Source organism: Gemmobacter caeruleus (assembly GCF_008271655.1).
In the GTDB taxonomy this organism is placed as follows: domain Bacteria; phylum Pseudomonadota; class Alphaproteobacteria; order Rhodobacterales; family Rhodobacteraceae; genus Gemmobacter; species Gemmobacter caeruleus.
Map to the genome: position 1 here is coordinate 187,404 of NZ_VKKX01000052.1, position 20,619 is coordinate 208,022.

Here is a 20,619-nt window from a genome sequence, read left to right on the forward strand (position 1 = left end):
CTCCTTACTTGACGCTTGCGTTTCCGATGGAATTTCCCGCGCTGCCGGCGCGGATCGAGGCGATGCCGGCGCGCACGTCGGTATCTTCACCCCAGACCCCGGCATAGGCCAGATAGCCCGCCGCCAGAAGGGTGACGGTGCTGCCGGCCAGGATGATGACGCGAAACAGATTCATTCAATCCTCCGACCAGTCGCCCAGCCGCAGCCGCATCTTGCGGGCGAGGTAGCGGCGCGCGGGGCCGAAGGCTGCCGCCCCGCCAAAGATCAGCGCGGCCCCCAGCAGCCAGAGCCAGTTCGGCTGGCCCTGGCTGACCGACACCCCGATGGTGGAGGCGACGCTGCCGTAATAGCCCGGCTCCACCTCGCCGCCCTCGCTGGTCAGGGTCAGCCGATAGGTGCCAGCCATGTCGGGGCGCAGGGTCAGGGTCGCGTTGCGGCTGCCCTCGGACCAGCTCTCGCCGCCTTCGGAGCCGTGGTAATAGCCGACCTCGCGCTCCATCTCGAAGACCGGCTCGCCCTCGGGGTCATCCAGTTCGACGCCGATCCCCGCCCAGGCATTGTCCACATCGGCGCTGAGGCTGATGCGCATCAGTCGCCCCGGCGTGCTGACCGGGATGTCAAAAACCTTCGGCAGGTCGGCCATCGCGGCGCTGCGATAGGGCAGGGCCGTGCTGGCCATCGCGGTCAGCACCAGCGACAGGACCAGCGTCGCCAGCAGGAAGCCGAGGCCGGTTTTCGCCATGAAAGCGTCATTGCCCTTTCCTGGCAATGGCGCCAGCGCATGCCGCTGGGGGAAGGGCGGCAGCGCGTCTTCCGACAGGCCAAAGGCCGCGATCACCTCGGCCCGGGGCAGCATCACGCTCAGCACCTGTTCGCGTTCGCGGCCGGTCGCCTCGACCGTCAGCATCTCGTTTTCGGACAGATAGCTGATCTCGGTCACCGCGTCGTTCAGCTTGGGGTGCCAGGTGAAGGCGCCCTCGATATAGGTCGTGGCATAGGTCGAGGTTTCGAAATAGGCCCAATGCCGCCCCTCGGCGTTGAAGCCGGGGCGGTTTTCCGCGCCCTCGACATGGGTCGTGGTGAACATCTGCATTGGCAGCGTCCAGCGCACGCGGCGCGACCACAGCACATTGCCACCCTCGACCGTCAGCCAGGAATAGCCATGGGTTTCGGAATAAAGCAGGTGGTCCACCCAGGTCCAGCTCCGCCCGCCATGCCGCTCCAACTGGCCCAGCGTGCCGATGACCTGCTGGCGGATGCCCTGGATCGTCCCCTCCATCCCCAGCCGAAACGGCGTATCGGGGCGGCGCAGCCCGTCGAACCGGCGCAGCGCCGCGAAATTGGCGGTCGCGTCCAGTTCCGTCGCGCAATAGGGGCAGATCTGCACCACAACGCGCCCGCCGCCCAGCACATCGACACCCGCGCCGCAACTGGGGCAACGGATCTCGCGCAGGTCGCCCGACCGGCTCATGCGCGGGCCTCGGTCTTGCCGGGCCGCAGGTCATAGGGGTCGATCCACTGGCCGAGGAACCAGGCGCTGCCCCCCTTCCAGAATTCGCCCGACAGAAGGTAGTCGCCATGGGCGCAGTTCACGAAGCGATGCGCCTCGCCCATCTCCACCTGTTCGGGCAATTCGCCGCGCCAGCCGATCAGGCGGGCGCTGTCCTGTTCCTGCACATCCCAGTCGCGGCCGTCGAAGCGAATGGTCTGGCCCAAGCCGGGCGGCGCGGTCAGTTTGGGCGCGCGGCTGGCGGGCAGGGCGGATTGCACCACCAGATCGCCCTCATCGACCGAGATCCAGAACCCGTCACGATGACTGTCGAGGCACCAGTATTCATCCCAGGTGCCGCGCCCGTAATCATAGCGCAAGAGACCCACCGGCAGCAGGCGGCGGCCTGTCACCAGAAATTCCTGGCCCAGCTGGATCGGTGCCGGCAATTCGTGCAGCACGCCTTGTTGCCCGGCCAGGCGCACGGCGTCGTCCTCCAGAAACAGCGTCGTGCCGCAGGAGGCGCAGGTGATCATCTTCGCCGCCGCGAAACGCGGGGCCAGCACGTCACCGCAACTGGGGCAGGATCGGGCCGTCATCAGGCAAAGTCCTTTTCGGGGGCGCCCCCGGAACATTATTTTCCCAAGCCTAACCCCTGTCGCGCCGCAGGGAAAGCCTTGCTTGCAAGGGGGCAGGATGCTAGTCAGGGCCGTTCTCAGGGCGGGGTGCAATTCCCCACCGGCGGTCACAGCCCGCGAGCGCCTTTGCCGCAAGGGAAAGGGTCAGCAGATCCGGTGAAACTCCGGGGCCGACGGTATAGTCCGGATGAAAGAGAACCGTGGACGGGCCGCAGATCGCGGGCCGGGCCATGGGCTTGCCTTGGGACCTGACGCAACGTAACGGAAGGTTCCGACATGACGACCCAATCCCCCAAGATCGCCTTCATCAAGGCCCGCTGGCACGCCGAGATCGTGGACCGCGCGCATGAGGGTTTCCTGGCCGAGGCCGGGCGCATCCTGCCCGGCGCGACGGTCGAGGCATTCGATGTGCCCGGCGCGTTCGAGATGCCGCTCCTGGCCAAGAAACTGGCCCAGACCGGGCGCTATGACGCCATTGTCGCCGCAGCGCTGGTGGTCGATGGCGGTATCTACCGCCACGATTTCGTCGCCGCCGCCGTGGTGAACGGGCTGATGCAGGCCGGGCTGGAAACCGGCGTGCCCTGTTTCTCGGTTTCGCTCACGCCGCATAATTTCCAGCCGGCGCAGCCGATCGTCGATTTCTACACCGCGCATTTCGTCAAGAAGGGCGCCGAGGCGGCCGAGGCGGTGCGGCAGGTGCTGGCACTGGATGCGGTGCTGGTGACGCAGGCGCGCAGCAGCGCCGCCTGATCTCTAGGCGAGACGCGCGCGGTGCCGGCCCTCCAGCAGGGCCTGCGTCGCGCGCCATTCGCTGTCGCGGCGCGCGGCATCCCAGTTCAGGGCCGCCGCCGCCACATCCGCCGCCTGCGCCAGACCTGCCGCCGACAATTGCCCGGTGACGGCCAGCGCACTGCGCCGCATCACCAGATCGGGCAGATGCACCACCGCTTCGTGCCGGCAGAGCCAGTTCAGTTCCTGCGCGCTGTAATCCGGCGCATCGGCCAGCGGCAGGGGTGCTGTGCCCTCGGCCGCCAGAATGGCGCGGGCTGTGCTGCCATAACGCCCGAGCATCAGCGCCGCACGGCCGGGTGTGGCCCCGGTTTCTGTCGCCACCTGCCGCGCCCATTGTGCCGGATCGGCGGGATAATCGCGCCCGCCCCCGATCGGCAATTCGCGCGTGAGGATCCGGCGCGCCCTGCCCAACCGTGCCAGCACCGTATCGGCGACCTCCTCGGCAAAGCCGCGAAAGGTGGTCCATTTGCCGCCGACCAGCGCGATGACCGGGTAGGCGCGCGCGGCATCGGGTTCAAAGGCGGGGGCGGAATGGTCGCGGCTGATCAGCCCCGCCACCGTCCCGTCCGAGGCGGGCAAGGGGCGGATGCCGGAATAGGCATAGACGATCTGGCTTTCATCAAAGGTCAGGCCCGGCAACAGGCTGCGCAGACTTTGCAGGAAATAGGCGACCTCGCTTTCCTCGCAGCGCACGCTGTCGGGGTCGTCGGCGCGGGTATCGGTCGAGCCGACCAGCGCGCGGCCCAGATAGTCGAAAACCAGACAGATCCGCCCGTCATCGGCCTCGAAATAGATCATCCGCCCTTTCAGCGCGGCCAGCAGATCGGGGTGATCCAGCAGGATATGCGATCCCTTGGTGCCGCCGATCAGCCGGGTTTCCAGGCCCAGGGCGGCATTCACCCGGTCGATCCAGGGGCCGGCGGCGTTGATGACGATCCGCGGGCGGAGGCGCCGCGCGCCTTGCGGACCGGTCAGCGTGATCGTTCCGCCATCGCCGCTGAAGGTGCAATGGTTCAGCGCGGCCGAGCCGGGGCTGGCGCGCAGCCCGTCTTGCAGCAATTCCCAGACCAGCCGTTCGGGGTGGCTGACCTTGGCGTCGTAATACTGCCCCGCCGCCACGATCCGCGGTGTCAGCGGCGGGATCTCGCGCAGCGCGTGCGCCCGTGACCACAGCGCATGGCGCGGCATGACCCGCGCCCGCGCGCCGTAGAAATCATAGAGCGCGAGGCCGATCTTCATCAGCACCGCCCCCCGGCTGCGCGGCGCGGTGGTCGATCCGAACAGGGTGCGCAGCGCCGCCGGAATGCCCTTGAACCAGGAAAAGATCGGGATCACCGTCGGCAGCGCCGTCACCGCATGGGGGGCATTGCGGAGTAGCAGGTTCCGCTCCAGCGTGGATTGGGCGACCAGGCGAAATTCGCCGGTTTCCAGATATTTGATGCCGCCATGGATCAGCCGCGACGGCGCGGCCGAAGTGCCGGAGCCGAAATCGCCCTTGTCCGCGATCACGCAATTCAGCCCCTGTTCGCACAGGTCGCGGAACAGCCCCGCGCCGTTGATCCCCGCGCCCAGGATCAGCACGTCGATTTCGTCACTCTGCATCGTCGATATCCACCAGATGAAGCGGCACCCCCGCCGCGCGCAGCGTCTCGGCCGTGGCGCCGGGCAGGGCGCTGTCGGTGAAAACCGCGTGAAAATCGGTCAGTTCGGCCAGTTTGTGCAGCGCGACCCGGCCGAATTTGGAACTGTCCACCAAGAGCACCCGCCGGGCGGCGGCGGCCAGCATCGCCTGTTTGGCCCGCGTCACCTGCCCATCCTGGATCAGCGCCGCCATGCCGTCGATGGCCGAGGCCGATACCAGCGCGACATTGGCGCGCAGCCCCGCCAGCGCGGTTTCGCACAAGGGGCCGATAAAGGCGTGATAGGTCGGGTGATATGCGCCGCCGGGCGTGATCAGCGCGATATCCTCGGCCCCGGCCAGCGCCTGCATCACCCCCAGGCTGTTGGTCACCACCGTCAGCGGCCCCCGCCCGGGCAAGAGCGGCGCGAGCGCGGCAAGGGTGGTCGAATCGTCCAGCATCAGCGCGTCGCCGGCGGTGATCTCGGCCAGGGCGGCGCGGGCCAGTGCGGCCTTGGCCGCAGCATGGCGGCCGGCGCGATAGCCATGCAGGCTTTCATAGACGCCGCTTGGCTGCGCGCTGACCGCGCCATGCAGCTTGCGCAGCACGCCCAGCCGGGCCAGTTCCTCGACATGGCGGTGGATGGTCATGCGCGACACGCCAAAGGCCGCGACCAGATCGTCGATCCGCACCTCGCCCCGCGCGGCCACATGGGCGGCGATCTCGTCGCGACGCTGGCTCATGCACCGTCCTCCGCGCCCAGAGCCTCGATCCGGGGCCAGAGCGGGGCAAGCGCCGCGCTCAGGTCGCAATGCAGGCCAAAGCGGGTTTCCATCGCGGCGGCCCGGGCCGGATCAGGGTCATAGGTCTGGCTCAGGGCGGCCAGATCGCGGGGATCGGCCTCGGGCGCGGCGAACAGCCCGACCCCCGCCCCGGCGCAAAGTGCGGCGCCCCAGGCGGCGGCCTCTTCGGTCGCAGTGACGGTGACGGGCAGCGCCAGCGCATCGGCAAAGATCCGGGCAAAGACCGGACTGCGCGAGATGCCGCCGGTCAGCAGCACCCGGCTTGCGCCAAAGCCCGCGCGCAGGGCATCGACATGGATGCGGTGATTGAAGGCGATGCCCTCGATCACCGCGCGCAGCAGGTCGCCCCGGTCCTGCCAGCCGCGCAGGCCCAGAAAGCCCGCGCTGGCCTGCGGCCCGTGGGGCGAACCATAGAGATAGGGGTGGAACAGCGCGGTCGAGGGGCGGGCGCGCGCCGCCGCCACCTCGGCCGCCATGCGGTCATGGATCGCGGCGCCGGCCTCGGCCCGTTCGGCGGCGCAGAACCTGTCCAGAAACCAGTCGTAATTGGTGGCCGAAGCCGGCGAGATCGCCATGTTGTTCCATTCGCCCCGCCGCAGCCCGTTGCGGCAGAACCAGCGCGGGTCGGTGCTGGGGCGATGCGACACGGTTTCGTTGATCGAATAGGTGCCGGCCACGACCGCGATCCGCCCCGGCCCATGCCCGCCGATCCCAAGCGCCGAGGCGGTCACGTCATGCAGCCCCGCCACGACCGGCGTGCCGGGGCGCAGGCCGGTCTGCGCCGCGGCCCGCGCGGTCACCCGCCCCACGACCGCATCGGGCAGCGCGACTTGCGGCAGGCAGGGCGCCAGCGCGCCCAGACCGAAAAGATCAAGGATTTCGGGCGCATATCCTTGTGTCTTCACATCGGCAAAGGCGGTGCTGGCCTCGGTCAGGTCGGTGCCGATCGTGTCGGTCAGGCAATAGCGCAGCCAATCCTTGCAGGCAAGAATATGGCCGATCCGGGCAAAGCGCGCCGGGTCATGTCGCGCGATCCAGGCCAGCAGTGCCGACGGGGCCGAGGCATGCGGCCGCTGCCCGCTGCGCGTCAGGGCTGTCTCGGCAATGCCCGCGCGCTCCCATTCCGCGACGATGGCGCCGGAGCGGCTGTCGAGCGACAGGATCCCCGGCCCCAGCGGCACGCCGTCGCGATCCAGCAGATAAAGCCCGTCGCCATGCGCGGTGGCGGCGATGGCCGCGATGTCGGGGTGGCCCGCAAGGGTCAGCGCCTCGGCGATGGCTTCGGCGGTGGCCTGCCACAGCCCGGCCATGTCCCGCTCCACATGGCGGGGGCGGGGCAGCGATTGCGGCACCCGCCGCCGCGCCACGGCGCGGATGGTGCCGTCAGGGGCAAAGATCACCGCCTTGGTGACGGTCAGGCCATTGTCGATGCCCAGAAGGCAAGGCGATGCGGTCGGCATGTCAGGATCCCCCCTGCGGGGGAATCGCGTCCCCGGCAAAGTGATCGTCGCATGATGTGAACTTCACATCAATATGTGTTACGTTTGGTCTTCCAGCCGCGCGACCTGCACCGCGATGCCGCGCGTCTTCATCCGCTCGATCACCCGGGGCGGCGTCAGGTCATCGACGATCACCAGGTCGAATTCCTCCAGCGCGGCCATGGCATGCAGGGCGCGGCGTTCGAATTTCGTGTGATCGGCCAACAGGATGCGCCGCGCGGCGCTGTCGAACATGGCGCGTTTGGTATCGGCCATTTCGGGGCTTTGGTGAAACACCATGTCATCGGTGATCGCCGCCATGGACAGAAACACCAGATCGGCGCGCAGGCGGCGAATCTCGGCGGTGGTGACCGGGCCCATGAAGGCATTGCACCAGTGATGGAACTGTCCGCCCAACCCCAGCAACGTCACATCGCGGATCGCGCGCAGCTCGGTCATCAGGGTCAGCGAATTGGTGATCGCGGTCAGCGGCACCCGCGCCGCCAGATGCGGCACCATCTGCAAGACCGTGGTGCTGTCGTCAAAGAACACCGCCTGGCCGGGTTCGATACAGGCGGCGGCCGCGGCGGCAATGGCGCGTTTTTCGACCGACTGGCGCGAGGAGCGGTAAAGGTCGCTGGCCTCCACCAGCGAGGTGGGCGCGGCCGAAACGATGCCACGCGTCTTGCGGATCAGCCCGCGCCCGACCAGTTCGTCCAGGTCGCGATGCGCGGTCATCAGGCTGATGCCAAAGCGTTCGGTCAGATCCTCGATCCGCATCGTGCCCTCGGCCATCACCGCCTCGGCCATCAATTGCCGCCGGGCGATCTGGCGGGCCTGACGGCTGTCGCTGGGCATCTGATCGGGGATCAGGCCGGGGGCGGGGTCATTGGGGCCGTGGAATTCAGTCATGCGGGGTGCCTCCTGGCTGCGGGATAGCGGAAATCCCCTGAAAAGCAAGGAATGCAGAACGGCGGCGCCGGGTGGAACGGCGCCGCCGGGGAGAGACGGGGGCAGGCCAGGCCCACCCCCGGCGGGAGCGCTTATTCCGACAGCGTGAAGGCAGCGGTATACTTGTCCACGTTGTCCTTGGTGATCAGCAGGCAGTCGAACAGCTGCTTTTCGGTCGCGGCGCCGGTGGCGCCGGTCTTGATGAAGCTGTCAGCCTGTTTCACCGCCTCGGCCGAGAAGACGGCGACGGGTTGCAGGACGGTATACTGCATCTCGCCGGCCTTCACCGCCTCGACCGCGTCGGGCGAGCCGTCAAAGCCGCCGACCTTGACCTGATCCAGCTTGCCCGCCTCTTTCAGCGCGGCAATCGCGCCAAGCGCCATCTCGTCATTGCCCGAGATCACGCCGACGATGTCGGGGTTGGCTTGCAGCAGCGACTGCATCTTCTGATAGCCTTGGGTGCGGTCCCAGTTGGCCACTTCCTTGCCGGCCTTCACCAGATCCGGGTATTGGGTGATGACGGTCTCATAGCCGTTGGAGCGGGTCGCGGCGTTGTTGTCGGCGGGGTTGCCGAACAGCTCGACATAATTGCCCTTGTCGCCCACCATCGAGACCCATTGTTCGGCGCCAAGTGCGGCACCCTGGGCGTTGTTCGACACGAGCTGCGCCTTGGCCAGACCTTCCTGGTTGATCTCGGCATTGACGAGGAAGACCGGGATGCCGGCATCGACCGCCTTCTTGACCGCCCCGATGGAGCCGTCGGCATTGGCCGGGTCCAGGATGATCGCGACCGACTTGTTGGTGATCGCGGTGTCGATCAGGGTGCTTTCGGCATTGGTGTCGCCCTTGTGGGCCGCGACATTGGCGGTATAGCCCAAGCTTTCGGCGGTGGCCTTGGCCACTTCGCCCTCGGTGAACCAGTAGGGGTTGGCCGGGTCGGTCACGATGATCGAGATCAGCCCTTCGGCCGAGGCGGCAAAGGTCATCAGCGGGGTGACGGCGACGGCAGCCATCAGCGCGCGGCGGGTCAGTTTCAGCATGGTCTCACTCCCTTGGGTTGGTCTTCGGGTTCTGGATCGCCAGGATTGGCAGTCTTTCCGCGCGGGGCCGGTCCTCCCCGGTTCTCCCGCGCGGAGAAGGGCGGGGGCATCAGGATTTGCGGGTTCCCTTGCCGTATTGGATGGAGTTCATCAGCACGGCCAGCACGATGACGGCGCCGGTGAAGACGGTCTGCCAGTAGGAAGACACGCCGATGATCACGAGCCCGTCCGACAGAAAGCCGATGACAAAGGCGCCCAGCATCGTGCCGCGCACCGTGCCGCGCCCGCCGGTCAGCGCCGCGCCCCCGATGACCACCGCCGCGATGGCGGTCAGTTCATAGGTGGTGCCGGCGGTCGGCCCGGCCGAGGTCAGCTGCGACGACAGCACCAGCCCCGCGACGGCCGACAGGATGCCCGACAGCGTATAGACGGTGATCTTGACCCGCTTGACCGGCACGCCCGACAGATCGGCGGCGCGTTCATTGCCACCCGAGGCATAGAGCCAGCGCCCGAAGGCCGACCGGCTGAGCATCAACCCCGCCAGGATCGCGATTCCGGAGAGCACCAGGACGGAGATCGGGATCCCGGCAAGGCGGTTGAAGCCCAGCCAGTCGAAGCCGGTATTCCCCAGTTCGGGGCGACCGGAAAGGTTGTTGTAGGTCAAGCCGTTGGTCATCAGCAGCGCAACGCCGCGCGCCACATACATCACGCCCAGCGTGGCGACGAAGGCGGGCACCTTGAACCAGGCGATCAGCACCCCGTTCACCGCGCCGACCAGCGCACCCAGCGTGCAGGTCAGCACCACCACCGCCCAGACCGGCGGATAGAGGATGACGCCAAGCGCGGGCAGTTCCACCCCCTGCATCAGCGCCCCCGCCACCACCCCCGACAGCGCGAGGATGGAGCCGACCGACAGGTCGATCCCGCCATTCAGGATCACCAGCAGCATGCCCACGGCCAGAATGCCGTAGATCGCCACATGGCTGGCCATGATGAGAAAGTTCGACACCGTGAAATAGTTGGGCGACAGGAAGGAAAACACCGCGACAATCGCGATGAGCGCAAAGAAGGCGCGGCCTTCCAGCAGCAACCGGCCCAGGCTGAAGGCGGGCTTCGCGGCGGCCGAGCGGGCAAGGGTGGTATCCGACATGGGATGGCTCCGTATCTGGTCGCTTTAGGATCGGCCCTCAGGCCGCCACGGACTCGCCCGAGGCGGCCATGATCTTTTCCTTGGAGACGGTTGAATCGAATTCGGCCGAGATGCGGCCCTTGTGCATGACGATGATCCGATGCGCGATCGACAGGCATTCGCCCACCTCTGAGGTGGAATAGACCACCGCCAGACCGCGTTTCGCTTCTTCGGCCAGCAGCTTGAACACCTCGGCCTTGGCGCCGATGTCGATCCCGCGCGAGGGTTCGTCCAGCATGATGACGCGGGGTTTGGTGGCCAGCATCTTGCCGATGACCACCTTTTGCTGGTTGCCCCCCGACAGCGATCCGATCGCCGCCGCAGGGCCAGAGGTCTTGACCGTCACCTCGCGGATCGAGGCGTCGATCAGCGCGCGTTCGGCCTTCCTGCGGGTGAACAGCCCCCGGGTAAAGCTGGCGATGGAGGCAAGCGACAGGTTTTCCCCCACGCTCATGGTCTGCACAAGCCCGTCGCGCTGCCGGTCCTCGGGCACCAGCGCCAGGCCCCGCGCGATGCGCTCGGCAATGGAGAGATGCGAGATCTCGCGCCCCTCCAGCACCACCTCGCCACCGCTGGCGCGCAGCCTGCCGGCCACGGTTTCCAGCAATTCGGTGCGCCCCGCGCCCATCAGCCCATAGATGCACACGACCTCGCCCGCGCGGATATCCAGCGACAGCCGGTCCACCACGTTGTAATCGGCGCCCTTGGGGTCGGGCACGGTCAGGTCGCGCACCGACAGCGCCACCGCGCCCAGGGCGTGACCTTCGGGCGGGCTGCCCAGGTCGTAATTTTCGCCCACCATGTTGCGCACGATCCATTCCAGGTCGATTTCCGCCCGCGGTGCATAGGCGGTCATCGTGCCGTCGCGCAGCACCACCGCATGATCGGTGATCTGGAGCGCTTCTTCCAGGTGATGCGAAATATAGACGATGCTCACGCCCTTGGAGGTCAGGTCGCGGATCACCTTGAACAGCACCTCCACCTCGGTCGCGGACAGCGCGCTGGTCGGCTCGTCCATGATCAGGATGCGGCTGTCGACCGACAGGGCGCGCGCGATTTCCACGATCTGCTGCTGGCCCAGCCGCAGATCCTCCACCGGGGTCAGCGGGTCGATCTCCTCCTCCAGCTCCGCCATCAGCTTGCGGCACTGGCGTTCCTCTTCGGCGAAATCGACGCCCGAGGCGCCCATGATCTCGCGCCCCATGAAGATGTTGTCGCGCACGCTCAGGTTCGGGGCGAGGCTCAGTTCCTGATGGATGATCGAGATGCCGCGATCGCGCGCCTCGGTCGAATTGCCAAAGCTGACGGGCAGGCCATCCAGCACGATCTCGCCCGATGTGGGCTGGATCACGCCCGACAGAATCTTCATCAGCGTCGATTTGCCGGCGCCGTTTTCGCCGAACAGGGTGGTGACCTGGCCGCGATGGATGTCGAAATTCACGCCCTTGAGCGCGTGGACATTGCCGTAGGATTTCGCGACATTGCGCGCAGCCAGCACGACCTCGCCAAGGCGCGGGTCGGTCTGGGGGCGGGCGCCGCTTTGGAACTGCGCGCTCATTTCACCACCACCTGAACCGGGGTGATCATCCAGTTCTTCGGATTGACCAGACGGAAGGCGCCGACCACCTCGATGGTCTTGCCGTGCAGGGCGGCGGCGTCGATCCCGTCCAGCACCGCGGCCTTCATGGCGCGGTTCAGGCCGGATCCGGCATCCTGATATTCGATCTGGTTCTTGAACTGGCCAAAGGCGATGTCACCGGGCGCGTCGCGCAGGTCGGTGCCGTTGATCGCGGGGCCGGTCTGGACGCGGACCTTGATCTCGGCCGGCAGGCCCTCGACCGTCAGGGCATAGACCCCGGCCTTGCCTTCACCCACAACGCCCGTCACCCGCACCGGCAGGATCGCGCCCGTGGTCGAGGCGGTGCCATAGGTCTTGGCGGCGGCGGCCTTGTCGGCCAGCACGGCGGGGGCCAGCGTCTGCGCCTCCACGGCCTTTTCCAGGATGAAGGCCTGCACGCGGGGGAATTCGCTGGTGCCAAAGCTGTCGGGCGAAAACGCCTGCTGGCGCACATCCGCCTCGGATCCGATGGGCACGATGGTCGTGTCGAGGGCAATGGCGGCCAGCACGGCCAGGCCGATGGCGCCGGCGATCACGCTGCCGCGCCGCGAGGCGGCCGGGGCGCGGGGGGCAGGGCTGGGCTGGGTGGTTTGCGCGGTCATGTCACGGCCTCGAACAGATGGTGGCGGGGATGGTGCGACCGCGATGGCGGCGCACGGCGCTTGGCATGGGGCGCAATCGTGGCATGGCAGTCCTCCCCCTCCAGTCGGTCCCGGCTCCTCTCCGGGGAATCGGCTGGTTTTCATGCTTATGTGATATCTCTAAGTTATAATGCCCGTCAAGTAAGATAAATCGTGCTGGGTGAGATTGAGGTGTCGGCGGGGGCTGCGGTGTGATTCCCGGGCGAAGGAATCGTCTTGGCTCTGGGGGTCTGCACGGCGCCGGGCCATGCTGCATTGCGGCAAATATTTTGCGGCAACATGCAGAAAATATTGCAGATATTTGCATATTTTGCCCGCATGTATCGCTGCGATGCCGCATCGCGCCCGGGTCGAGAATCTTGCCGTATGGAGATGGGCTTCCAAGTCTTTTGCTTGGCCTGTCCTCAGTGTAGCTGAAATAAATTGCTATGTCCGTAAAAAAATACATTACATATGGTATGACTGTGTTATAAGGAATCGCGCAGAGATCGCGGGCGGTGAGGGGCTGTCCGTGCGATCGGAGGGAGAGATTTCATGACAGGCGGTGCGGGGGTGTCAGGGGATGTGCTGATCGGCATTGATGCCGGCACTTCGGTCATCAAGGCGGTGGCCTTTGATCTGGCGGGGCGCCAGATCGCGGCGGCGGCGGTGCCCAATCGTTATGTCACCGGCCCCGGCGGCGCGGTCACCCAATCGCTTGCGCAGACCTGGGCGGATTGCGCGGCGGCGCTGCGCGGGCTGGGCGAAAAGGTCGCGGGTCTTGCGGCGCGCACGGCGGCGGTGGCCGTCACCGCGCAGGGCGATGGCACCTGGCTGGTGGGGCAGGGCGACCGTCCCGTCGGCGATGCCTGGCTCTGGCTTGATGCGCGGGCCGCGCCCACCGTCGCGCGGCTGGCCGCGCAACCCGAAAACCGCGCCCGGTTCGAGGCGACGGGCACCGGCCTCAATACCTGTCAGCAAGGCAGCCAGCTGGCCCATATGGCGCGGCACCTGCCCGATTGTCTGACGGGCGCCGAGGTGGCGCTGCATTGCAAGGACTGGCTCTATCTCAACCTCACCGGCATCCGGGCCACCGATCCGTCGGAAGCGAGCTTTACCTTCGGCAATTTCCGCAATCGCGCCTATGACGCGGCGGTGATCGACGCGCTGGGCCTGACCGCGCAGCGCCATCTGCTGCCCGAGATCGTCGAGGGCACCGAGATCACCCACCCGTTAAGCGCCGCCGCCGCGGCCCAGACCGGGCTGCGCGCCGGCACGCCGGTCAGCCTGGGCTATGTCGATATGGTGATGACGGCACTGGGCGCGGGGGTCTGGGGCGGGGCGGGCGATGTGGCCTGTTCCACCGTCGGCTCCACCGGTGTTCACATGCGCGCGGTGCCCGCCGAGGCGGTGCATCTGAATGCCGAGGGCACGGGCTATGTGATCTGCCTGCCGGTGCCGGGCGTGGTCACGCAGGTCCAGACCAACATGGCGGCCACGCTGAACCTCGACTGGGTGCTGGCGGTCGGGGCCGATCTCTTGCGCGATTTCGGGCAGGAGGTCAGCCCGCGCGACCTGATGCAGCGGCTGGAAGGCTGGCTGGCGCAAAGCGCGCCGGGGCAGATGCTCTATCACCCCTATATCTCCGAGGCGGGCGAGCGTGGCCCCTTTGTCAAGGCCGAGGCGCGCGCCGGTTTCGCCGGGCTGACCGCGACGCATCGCTTCCCCGATCTGGTGCGCGCCGTGGTCGAGGGGCTGGGCCATGCGATGCGCGATTGCTACGCCGCCATGGGCGCCTTGCCCGGCGAATTGCGGCTGACCGGCGGGGCCGCGCGGTCAGCCGGGCTGCGCGGCATTCTGTCCGCCAGCGTGCAGGCGCCGGTGCGGGTGTCGGCGCGCGAAGAGGCCGGGGCGGCGGGTGCCGCCATGATGGCCGCCGTGGCGATCGGCGCCTATCCCGACATGCAATCCTGCGTGGCCGATTGGGTCACGCCGCTGCTGGGCACGGCCGAGCCGCCGGACCCCGATCTTGTCGCGGCCTATGACCGCGTCTTTCCCGCTTTTGTCGCCGCAAGGCACGGCCTCGTTCCCGCATGGGATGCGCTGGCCGCCGCGCGGCGCTTTGCTCAAGGAGCCTGACATGACCCAGACATCCGACATGGTCGATCTTTTCGTGATCGGCGGCGGTATCAACGGCGCCGGCGTCGCGCGCGATGCGGCGGGGCGCGGCCTGTCGGTCGTGCTGTGCGAAAAGGACGATCTGGCCGAGGGCACCTCGTCGCGCTCGGGCAAGCTGGTGCATGGCGGGTTGCGCTATCTTGAATATTACGAATTCCGCCTGGTGCGCGAGGCGCTGATCGAACGCGAGGTGCTGCTGAAGGCCGCGCCGCATATCATCTGGCCGATGCGCTTTGTGCTGCCGCACAGCCCGCAGGACCGGCCCGCCTGGCTGGTGCGGCTGGGGCTGTTTCTCTATGATCATCTGGGCGGTCGCAAGAAACTGCCGGGCACCCGCACGCTCGATCTGCGCCGCGACCCGGAGGGCGCGCCGATCCTCGATCAGTTCACCCGGGGCTTCGAATATTCCGATTGCTGGGTGGATGACGCGCGGCTGGTGGTGCTGAACGCGCTTGGCGCGGCGGAAAAGGGGGCCGAGGTGCTGACCCGTTCCCCCGCCATTGCCGCCCGCCGGGAAAATGGCGGCTGGACGGTGACGGTGCGCGACAATGCCACCGGCCAGACCCGCGACATCCGCGCCCGCTGCATCGTGAATTGCGCCGGCCCCTGGGTCAGCGACGTGATCGGCAATGTGGCCGGATCGAAGTCCACCCGCAATGTGCGGCTGGTCAAGGGCAGCCATATCATCGTGCCGAAATGGTGGGCCGGGTCCAACGCCTATCTGGTGCAGAACCACGACAAGCGGGTGATCTTCATCAACCCCTATGAGGGCGACAAGGCGCTGATCGGCACGACCGATATCGGCTATGAGGGCCGGGCCGAGGATGTGGCGGCGGAGGAATCCGAGATCGACTATCTGCTGGCCGCCGTGAACCGCTATTTCAAGGAAAAGCTGCGCCGCTCGGACGTGCTGCACAGCTTTTCCGGCGTGCGGCCGCTGTTTGACGATGGCAAGGGCAACCCTTCGGCGGTGACGCGGGATTATGTCTTCGATCTGGATGAAACCGGGGGGGCGCCGCTTCTGAACGTGTTTGGCGGCAAGATCACCACCTATCGCGAACTGGCCGAACGCGGGCTGCACCGTCTGCGCCACATCTTTCCGCAGATGGGCGGCGACTGGACGCAGGACGCGCCCCTGCCGGGCGGCGAGATCGACAATGCCGATTACGAGAGCTTCGCCAACAGCCTGCGCGACAGCTACCCCTGGATGCCGCGCAAGCTGGTGCAGCATTATGGCCGTCTGTATGGCGCGCGAACCGGCGAAGTGGTGGGCGGGGCCAGATCGCTGGCGGATCTGGGCCGGCATTTCGGCGGTCAGCTTTACGAGGCCGAGGTGCGCTATCTGATCGCCCGGGAATGGGCGCGGACGCCCGAAGACATCCTGTGGCGCCGCACCAAGCATTACCTGCACCTGACCGAGGCCGAGCGCGCGGCCTTTGCCGACTGGTTCACTGCCGCCCGCCTTGCCGCCTGAGGTTCACATGGCCCTGACGCTTTCGCTCAATACCAATCCGCTGGTGAACCGCTTTGCCGATCCGGATGACCTGATCGACACCGTGGCGCGCGACCTGCGCATCCGCGACCTGCAACTGACGCATGAATTCATCAATCCAGGCTGGCCCGCCCCGGTGATCCGCCGCCTGACCCGGCAGATGGGCGCGGCGCTGGCGCGGACCGGCGTGCGGGTGACCAGCGGCATGACCGGGCCTTACGGGCGGCTCAATCATTTCGGCCATCCCGACCGCGAGGTGCGGCGCTATTATGTGGACTGGTTCAAGACCTTTGCCGATATCACCGCCGATCTGGGCGGCACCTCGGTCGGCACGCAATTCGCGATCTTCACCTATCAGGATTACGACGATCCGGCCCGGCGCGAGGCGCTGATCCAGACCGCGATCGACTGCTGGGCCGAGGTGGCGGAACATGCAAGGGCGGCGGGGCTGAAATATGTGTTCTGGGAACCGATGAGCGTGGGCCGCGAATTCGGTGAAACCATCGCCGCCGCGCTGGCGCTGCAAGACCGGCTGACGGCGGCGAATATGGCCGTGCCGATGTGGATGATGGCCGATATCGACCATGGCGATGTGACCAGCCCCAACCCCGACGATACCGACCCCTATGCCTGGGCGCGCGCGGTGCCGAAGGTCAGCCCGATCATCCATATCAAGCAGTCGATGATGGACAAGTCGGGCCACCGGCCCTTCACGGCGGCCTTCAACGCCAAGGGCTCGATCCAGCCCGAACCGCTGCTGGCGGCATTTGCCCAAGGCGGGGCGGTCGATAACGAGATCTGCCTTGAACTCAGCTTCAAGGAACGCGAGCCGAATGACCGCCAGGTCATCGCCCAGATCGCCGAAAGCGTGGCCTTCTGGGCACCGCATATCGACAGCGGCGTGCAAAACCTGAATATCTGACCGCAGGATACGGACAACCCCAAAGGAAACCGCCCATGCCCGCCAGTTTCAGCTTTGCCACCGCGACCGAGATCCTGTTCGGCCGCGGCGAGGTGGCGCAGGCTGCCCCCCGTGTGGCGGCGCTCGGGGATACGGTCTTGCTGGTGCAGGGCGCCACGCCCGCGCGGTCTGATGCGCTGGCGGCGGCGCTGGCGGCGCGGGGCTGCCGGGTGACACGCTTTGCCGTGGCGCAAGAGCCGGACATGGCGCGGGTCGAGGCCGGCCTGGCCGTGGCGCGTGCGGCGGGCGCGACGGTTGTCGTGGCGCTTGGCGGCGGCGCGGTGATCGACGCGGGCAAGGCGATTGCCGCGCTGGTGCCCGCGACACGGCCCATGCTCGACCATCTGGAGGTGGTGGGGCAGGGCCTGCCGCTCGATCACGCGCCCTTGCCCTTTGTCGCGATCCCGACCACGGCCGGCACCGGGGCCGAGGTCACGCGCAATGCGGTGATCGGCGTGCCCGCGCAGGGGCGCAAGGTCAGCCTGCGCGACATCCGCATGTTGCCGCGCCTGGCCATCGTCGATCCGGCGCTGACCGATCAGTGCCCGCGCGGCGTGACGCTGGCCTCGGGGCTGGATGCGGTGACACAGGTGATCGAACCCTTCACCAGCCCGCGTGCTAACCGGTTCACCGATGCGCTGTGCCGCGATGCGATCCCGCGCGGGCTGGCGGCGCTGATCCGGCTGATGCAGGCCGAAGACTCGCAGGCGCGCGACGATCTGGCCTGGGTCAGCCTGTGCGGCGGTCTTGCGCTGGCCAATGCCGGGCTGGGGGCGGTGCATGGGCTGGCCGGACCGCTGGGCGGGCTGACCGGCGCCGCGCATGGCGCGATCTGCGGCACGCTTTTGCCGCATGTGCTGCGCGCCAATCGCCGCGCGGTGGCCGATCCGGCCCGGCTCGATCAGGTCGCGGCCTGGATCGGCGCCGCCCTGGGCGTGGCGCCCGGGATGGAGGTTGCTGCCCCCGCGCTGGCCGCCTGGGCGCGGGCGCAGGGCCTGCCGGGGCTGACCGGGCTGGGCATCGACGCCGCCGCGCAGGCCCGGGCCGCGCAGGCCGCCGCCGCCTCGTCTTCGATGAAGGCCAACCCGGTGGTGCTGTCGGAAACCGATCTGACCCGGATCATGCAGGAGGCTGGCTGACATGTTGCACCGCGCCGCGATCGACCCCGAGGAAAGCCTCGCCATCCGCGCGGCCTGGCTGCATTTTGCCGGCGGGCTGACCCAGGCGGCGGTGGCCAAACGGCTGGGCCTGCCCTCGGTCAAAGCGCATCGGCTGATCGCGCGGGCGGTGGATGCGGGCATGGTCAAGGTCAGCATCGACGGCGCCATCGTCGAATGCGCCGAACTGGAACACCGGCTTTGCGCGCGCTTCGGTCTGGATCATTGCGAGGTGGCGCCCGATCTGGGCGAGGAGGGCCAGCCGCTGCGCGCGCTCGGCCTGGCCGGGGCGGGCTTTCTGCGCCGCGAGATCGAACGCGGCGAGGTGCCGGTGATCGGCCTTGGCCATGGTCGCACCCTTGCCGCCGCCGTGCAACATCTGCCGCGGTTCGAGGCGGGCGGGGTGCGCTTTGTCTCGCTGCTGGGCGGGCTGACGCGGAATTACGCGGTCAATCCGCATGACGTGATGCACCGCCTGGCCGAAAAGACCGGGGCGCAGGCCTATGTCCTGCCGGTGCCGTTCTTTGCCAATTCCGAAGGCGACCGGGCCGTGGTTCTGGCCCAGCCCGGCGTGCGCGAGATCTTCGATCTGTCGAATGGTGCGCGGCTCAAGGTCGTGGGGATCGGCACCGCCGATGCCGGGGCGCAACTGGTCGCCTCGGGGATGATCGAGCCGCGCGAGATCGCCGAGATCAACGCCGCCGGCGCCGTGGGCGAGATGCTGGGCCATTTCTTTGACGCGCGGGGACGGGTGCTGGAAACCGGGCTGACGGCGCGCACCCTGTCTGTCGGGCTGGACGGCCCGCCCGACAGCCGCATCGTCGCCATTGCCGGCGGGGCGGCCAAGGCCGGCGCCATCCGCGCCGTGCTGGAAAGCGGCCGCCTGCGCGGCCTGATCACCGATGAACCCACGGCACGGATTCTGGCCGGGGAAATGTGATTTCACGCGGGTGCCGTGATTTTTCGCCGAAAAATCACAACGAGAAATCACAAAATCACATCGAAAATGTTGAGTTTTACCTGTGATCTGCTATCAATCCCATAGCAAAGGGGGAGGGAATCGTGCGCCGCGACGACCGCAGACAGGCGATCATGGATTTGCTGGTCGCGGCGCGTGCCGTCGATCTGGACGATCTGGCCGACCGCTTTGCCGTGTCGAAAATGACGATCCACCGCGATCTGGACGATCTTGAACAGGCGGGTCTGCTGCGCAAGGTGCGCGGCGGCGCCACGATCGAGGCCGGCACCCGGTTCGAAAGCGATTTCCGCATCCGCGCCTTGCAGGATGGCGAGGCCAAGGCCCGCATGGCGCGCGCCGCGATGGAACTGGTGGAACCCGGCATGACCGTCATGATCAATGACGGGTCCATGGCGGCGCTGCTGGCCGAAACGCTGGTTGAAAAGCGCCCGCTGACCATCATCACCAACAATGCCGCCGTGATCGACCGGATGCGGGCCGAGCCGGGCATCACCCTGATCGCGCTTGGCGGGGTGTTCAGCCCCAAGTTCAACGGCTTTTTCGGCATCGTGACCGAACAGGCCCTGTCGCGGCTGCGCGCCGATCTGGCCTTCATCTCGTCGCCCGCCGTCGCGGAGGGGCAGGCCTTTCACATGGATGATGCGGTCGTGCGCACCAAACGCGCCATGATGGCGGCGGCGGCGCGTGGCTGTCTGCTGGTCAATCACAGCCGCTTCGGGCGGTCGGCGCTGCATGTGCTGGCCGATCTGGCCGAGTTTCAAACCATCATCACCGATGCCGAGCCCGACCCCGACCAGCGCGCCGCGCTGGAACGGGCGGGGCTGCGGCTGACCATCGCAAGGGACTGACATGGAACCGCAAATCTGGATCGGCACAAGCTGGAAGATGAACAAGCTGCTGACCGAGGGGCTGGCCTTTGCCGAAGGGCTGCGCGCCGCCGATGCCGCGCGCGACCCGCGCATCCAGCGCTTTGTCATCCCACCCTTCACGCTTGTCCGCGAGGTCAAGGCCGCCCTGGCCGCGACCAGCGTCAAGGTCGGTGCGCAGAACATGCATTGGGAAGATGCCGGCGCCTGGACGGGCGAGGTCTCGCCGCTCATGCTGCGCGATTGCGGACTGGATATCGTGGAACTGGGCCATAGCGAGCGGCGCGAACATTTCGGCGAGACCGACGAGACCGTCGGGCGCAAGACCGAAGCGGCGGTGCGCCACGGCCTGACGCCCCTGATCTGCATCGGCGAGACGCTGGCCGAGCGCGAATCGGGCCGCGCGCAACAGGTGCTGGAGGCGCAGGTGCGCGGGGCGCTTGGGCGTCTGACGGGCGATCAGAGGGACGCGCCGGTGCTCTTGGCCTATGAACCCGTCTGGGCCATCGGCGTGAACGGCATCCCCGCCACCTCGGATTACGCCGATGCAAGGCAGGCCGAGATCATCGCCGTGGCCGAGGATATTCTGGGGCGTCGCATCCCCTGCCTCTATGGCGGTTCGGTCAATCCGGGCAATTGCGAGGAACTCATCACCTGCCCGCATATCGACGGGCTTTTCATCGGGCGTTCGGCCTGGGATGTCGCGGGCTATCTCGACATTCTGGCCCGTTGCGCCGCCAAAATGTGAA

General features: G+C 67.5%; 19 protein-coding genes and 1 riboswitch. Of the genes, 8 read left to right on the forward strand and 11 right to left on the reverse strand.

Annotated features, from left to right (window positions below; genetic code table 11):
- Positions 1 to 4: 4 nt before the first annotated feature.
- The 3 genes from FOA17_RS19805 to FOA17_RS17760 are packed head-to-tail and all read right to left on the reverse strand — an operon-like array spanning position 5 to position 2,088.
- Positions 5 to 175: a hypothetical protein gene (locus FOA17_RS19805; RefSeq protein WP_162528309.1), complete on the reverse strand. Its 171-nt coding sequence runs from the start codon at positions 173 to 175 to the stop codon at positions 5 to 7.
- Entirely contained in the window at positions 176 to 1,471 is a 1,296-nt protein-coding gene (locus FOA17_RS17755) for a DUF4178 domain-containing protein (RefSeq protein ID WP_149142842.1), read from the reverse strand. It abuts the gene before it with no gap.
- Positions 1,468 to 2,088, reverse strand: a complete 621-nt coding sequence (locus FOA17_RS17760; RefSeq protein WP_162528310.1) for a DUF4178 domain-containing protein — start codon at positions 2,086 to 2,088, stop codon at positions 1,468 to 1,470. Before FOA17_RS17760 ends, FOA17_RS17755 begins: the two co-directional genes overlap by 4 nt.
- A 108-nt stretch (positions 2,089 to 2,196) precedes the next feature.
- A riboswitch (FMN riboswitch) is annotated at positions 2,197 to 2,330 on the forward strand.
- Positions 2,331 to 2,403: 73 nt separating this feature from the next.
- Here FOA17_RS17760 and FOA17_RS17765 point away from each other — a divergent pair.
- The gene (locus FOA17_RS17765) at positions 2,404 to 2,877 is read left to right on the forward strand and encodes a 6,7-dimethyl-8-ribityllumazine synthase (RefSeq protein WP_149142844.1); all 474 of its coding nucleotides are present in this window, start codon (positions 2,404 to 2,406) and stop codon (positions 2,875 to 2,877) included.
- 3 nt (positions 2,878 to 2,880) lie between these two features.
- Here FOA17_RS17765 and FOA17_RS17770 read toward each other — a convergent pair whose 3' ends face one another.
- From FOA17_RS17770 to FOA17_RS17805, 8 genes are all read right to left on the reverse strand, one after another.
- Positions 2,881 to 4,521 carry a glycerol-3-phosphate dehydrogenase/oxidase gene (locus FOA17_RS17770; RefSeq protein WP_149142845.1) on the reverse strand — a complete coding sequence of 547 codons (1,641 nt, stop codon included), beginning with the start codon at positions 4,519 to 4,521 and terminating at the stop codon, positions 2,881 to 2,883.
- Entirely contained in the window at positions 4,511 to 5,281 is a 771-nt protein-coding gene (locus tag FOA17_RS17775; protein WP_149142846.1) for a DeoR/GlpR family DNA-binding transcription regulator, read from the reverse strand. The genes FOA17_RS17770 and FOA17_RS17775 overlap by 11 nt, the downstream gene beginning before the upstream one ends.
- On the reverse strand, positions 5,278 to 6,801 hold the full coding sequence (locus FOA17_RS17780; protein ID WP_149142847.1) for an FGGY-family carbohydrate kinase: 1,524 nt from the start codon (positions 6,799 to 6,801) through the stop codon (positions 5,278 to 5,280). Before FOA17_RS17780 ends, FOA17_RS17775 begins: the two co-directional genes overlap by 4 nt.
- Before the next feature lie 78 nt (positions 6,802 to 6,879).
- Positions 6,880 to 7,731 carry a DeoR/GlpR family DNA-binding transcription regulator gene (locus FOA17_RS17785; RefSeq protein WP_203232351.1) on the reverse strand — a complete coding sequence of 284 codons (852 nt, stop codon included), beginning with the start codon at positions 7,729 to 7,731 and terminating at the stop codon, positions 6,880 to 6,882.
- A 131-nt stretch (positions 7,732 to 7,862) separates the two neighbouring features.
- Positions 7,863 to 8,810, reverse strand: a complete 948-nt coding sequence (locus FOA17_RS17790) for a D-ribose ABC transporter substrate-binding protein (RefSeq protein WP_162528311.1) — start codon at positions 8,808 to 8,810, stop codon at positions 7,863 to 7,865.
- Positions 8,811 to 8,919: 109 nt separating this feature from the next.
- Entirely contained in the window at positions 8,920 to 9,960 is a 1,041-nt protein-coding gene (locus FOA17_RS17795; RefSeq protein ID WP_149142848.1) for an ABC transporter permease, read from the reverse strand.
- Positions 9,961 to 9,997: 37 nt separating this feature from the next.
- Positions 9,998 to 11,557, reverse strand: a complete 1,560-nt coding sequence (locus tag FOA17_RS17800; RefSeq protein ID WP_149142849.1) for a sugar ABC transporter ATP-binding protein — start codon at positions 11,555 to 11,557, stop codon at positions 9,998 to 10,000.
- Positions 11,554 to 12,219 (reverse strand): DUF2291 domain-containing protein, encoded by a 666-nt coding sequence (locus FOA17_RS17805; RefSeq protein WP_149142850.1) that lies wholly within the window; start codon positions 12,217 to 12,219, stop codon positions 11,554 to 11,556. Before FOA17_RS17805 ends, FOA17_RS17800 begins: the two co-directional genes overlap by 4 nt.
- A 573-nt stretch (positions 12,220 to 12,792) precedes the next feature.
- Between FOA17_RS17805 and FOA17_RS17810 the strand changes: the two genes are divergently transcribed.
- The 7 genes from FOA17_RS17810 (at position 12,793) to FOA17_RS17840 (ending at position 20,618) form a co-directional block, all read left to right on the forward strand.
- Complete coding sequence (locus tag FOA17_RS17810; RefSeq protein WP_149142851.1) at positions 12,793 to 14,376, forward strand: FGGY-family carbohydrate kinase; 1,584 nt, start codon at positions 12,793 to 12,795, stop codon at positions 14,374 to 14,376.
- A gap of 1 nt (position 14,377) precedes the next feature.
- Positions 14,378 to 15,889, forward strand: a complete 1,512-nt coding sequence (locus FOA17_RS17815) for a glycerol-3-phosphate dehydrogenase (protein WP_149142852.1) — start codon at positions 14,378 to 14,380, stop codon at positions 15,887 to 15,889.
- A 7-nt stretch (positions 15,890 to 15,896) separates the two neighbouring features.
- A complete protein-coding gene (locus tag FOA17_RS17820; RefSeq protein ID WP_149142853.1) occupies positions 15,897 to 16,829 on the forward strand; it encodes a sugar phosphate isomerase/epimerase family protein in 933 nt (310 codons plus the stop codon).
- 35 nt (positions 16,830 to 16,864) lie between these two features.
- Complete coding sequence (locus tag FOA17_RS17825) at positions 16,865 to 18,007, forward strand: iron-containing alcohol dehydrogenase (RefSeq protein WP_149142854.1); 1,143 nt, start codon at positions 16,865 to 16,867, stop codon at positions 18,005 to 18,007.
- 1 nt (position 18,008) lies between these two features.
- Positions 18,009 to 18,965: a sugar-binding transcriptional regulator gene (locus FOA17_RS17830; RefSeq protein WP_149142855.1), complete on the forward strand. Its 957-nt coding sequence runs from the start codon at positions 18,009 to 18,011 to the stop codon at positions 18,963 to 18,965.
- Positions 18,966 to 19,087: 122 nt separating this feature from the next.
- Positions 19,088 to 19,852 carry a DeoR/GlpR family DNA-binding transcription regulator gene (locus tag FOA17_RS17835; RefSeq protein ID WP_149142856.1) on the forward strand — a complete coding sequence of 255 codons (765 nt, stop codon included), beginning with the start codon at positions 19,088 to 19,090 and terminating at the stop codon, positions 19,850 to 19,852.
- Position 19,853: 1 nt separating this feature from the next.
- Positions 19,854 to 20,618: a triose-phosphate isomerase gene (locus FOA17_RS17840; protein ID WP_149142857.1), complete on the forward strand. Its 765-nt coding sequence runs from the start codon at positions 19,854 to 19,856 to the stop codon at positions 20,616 to 20,618.
- The last annotated feature ends 1 nt before the right edge of the window (position 20,619 follow it).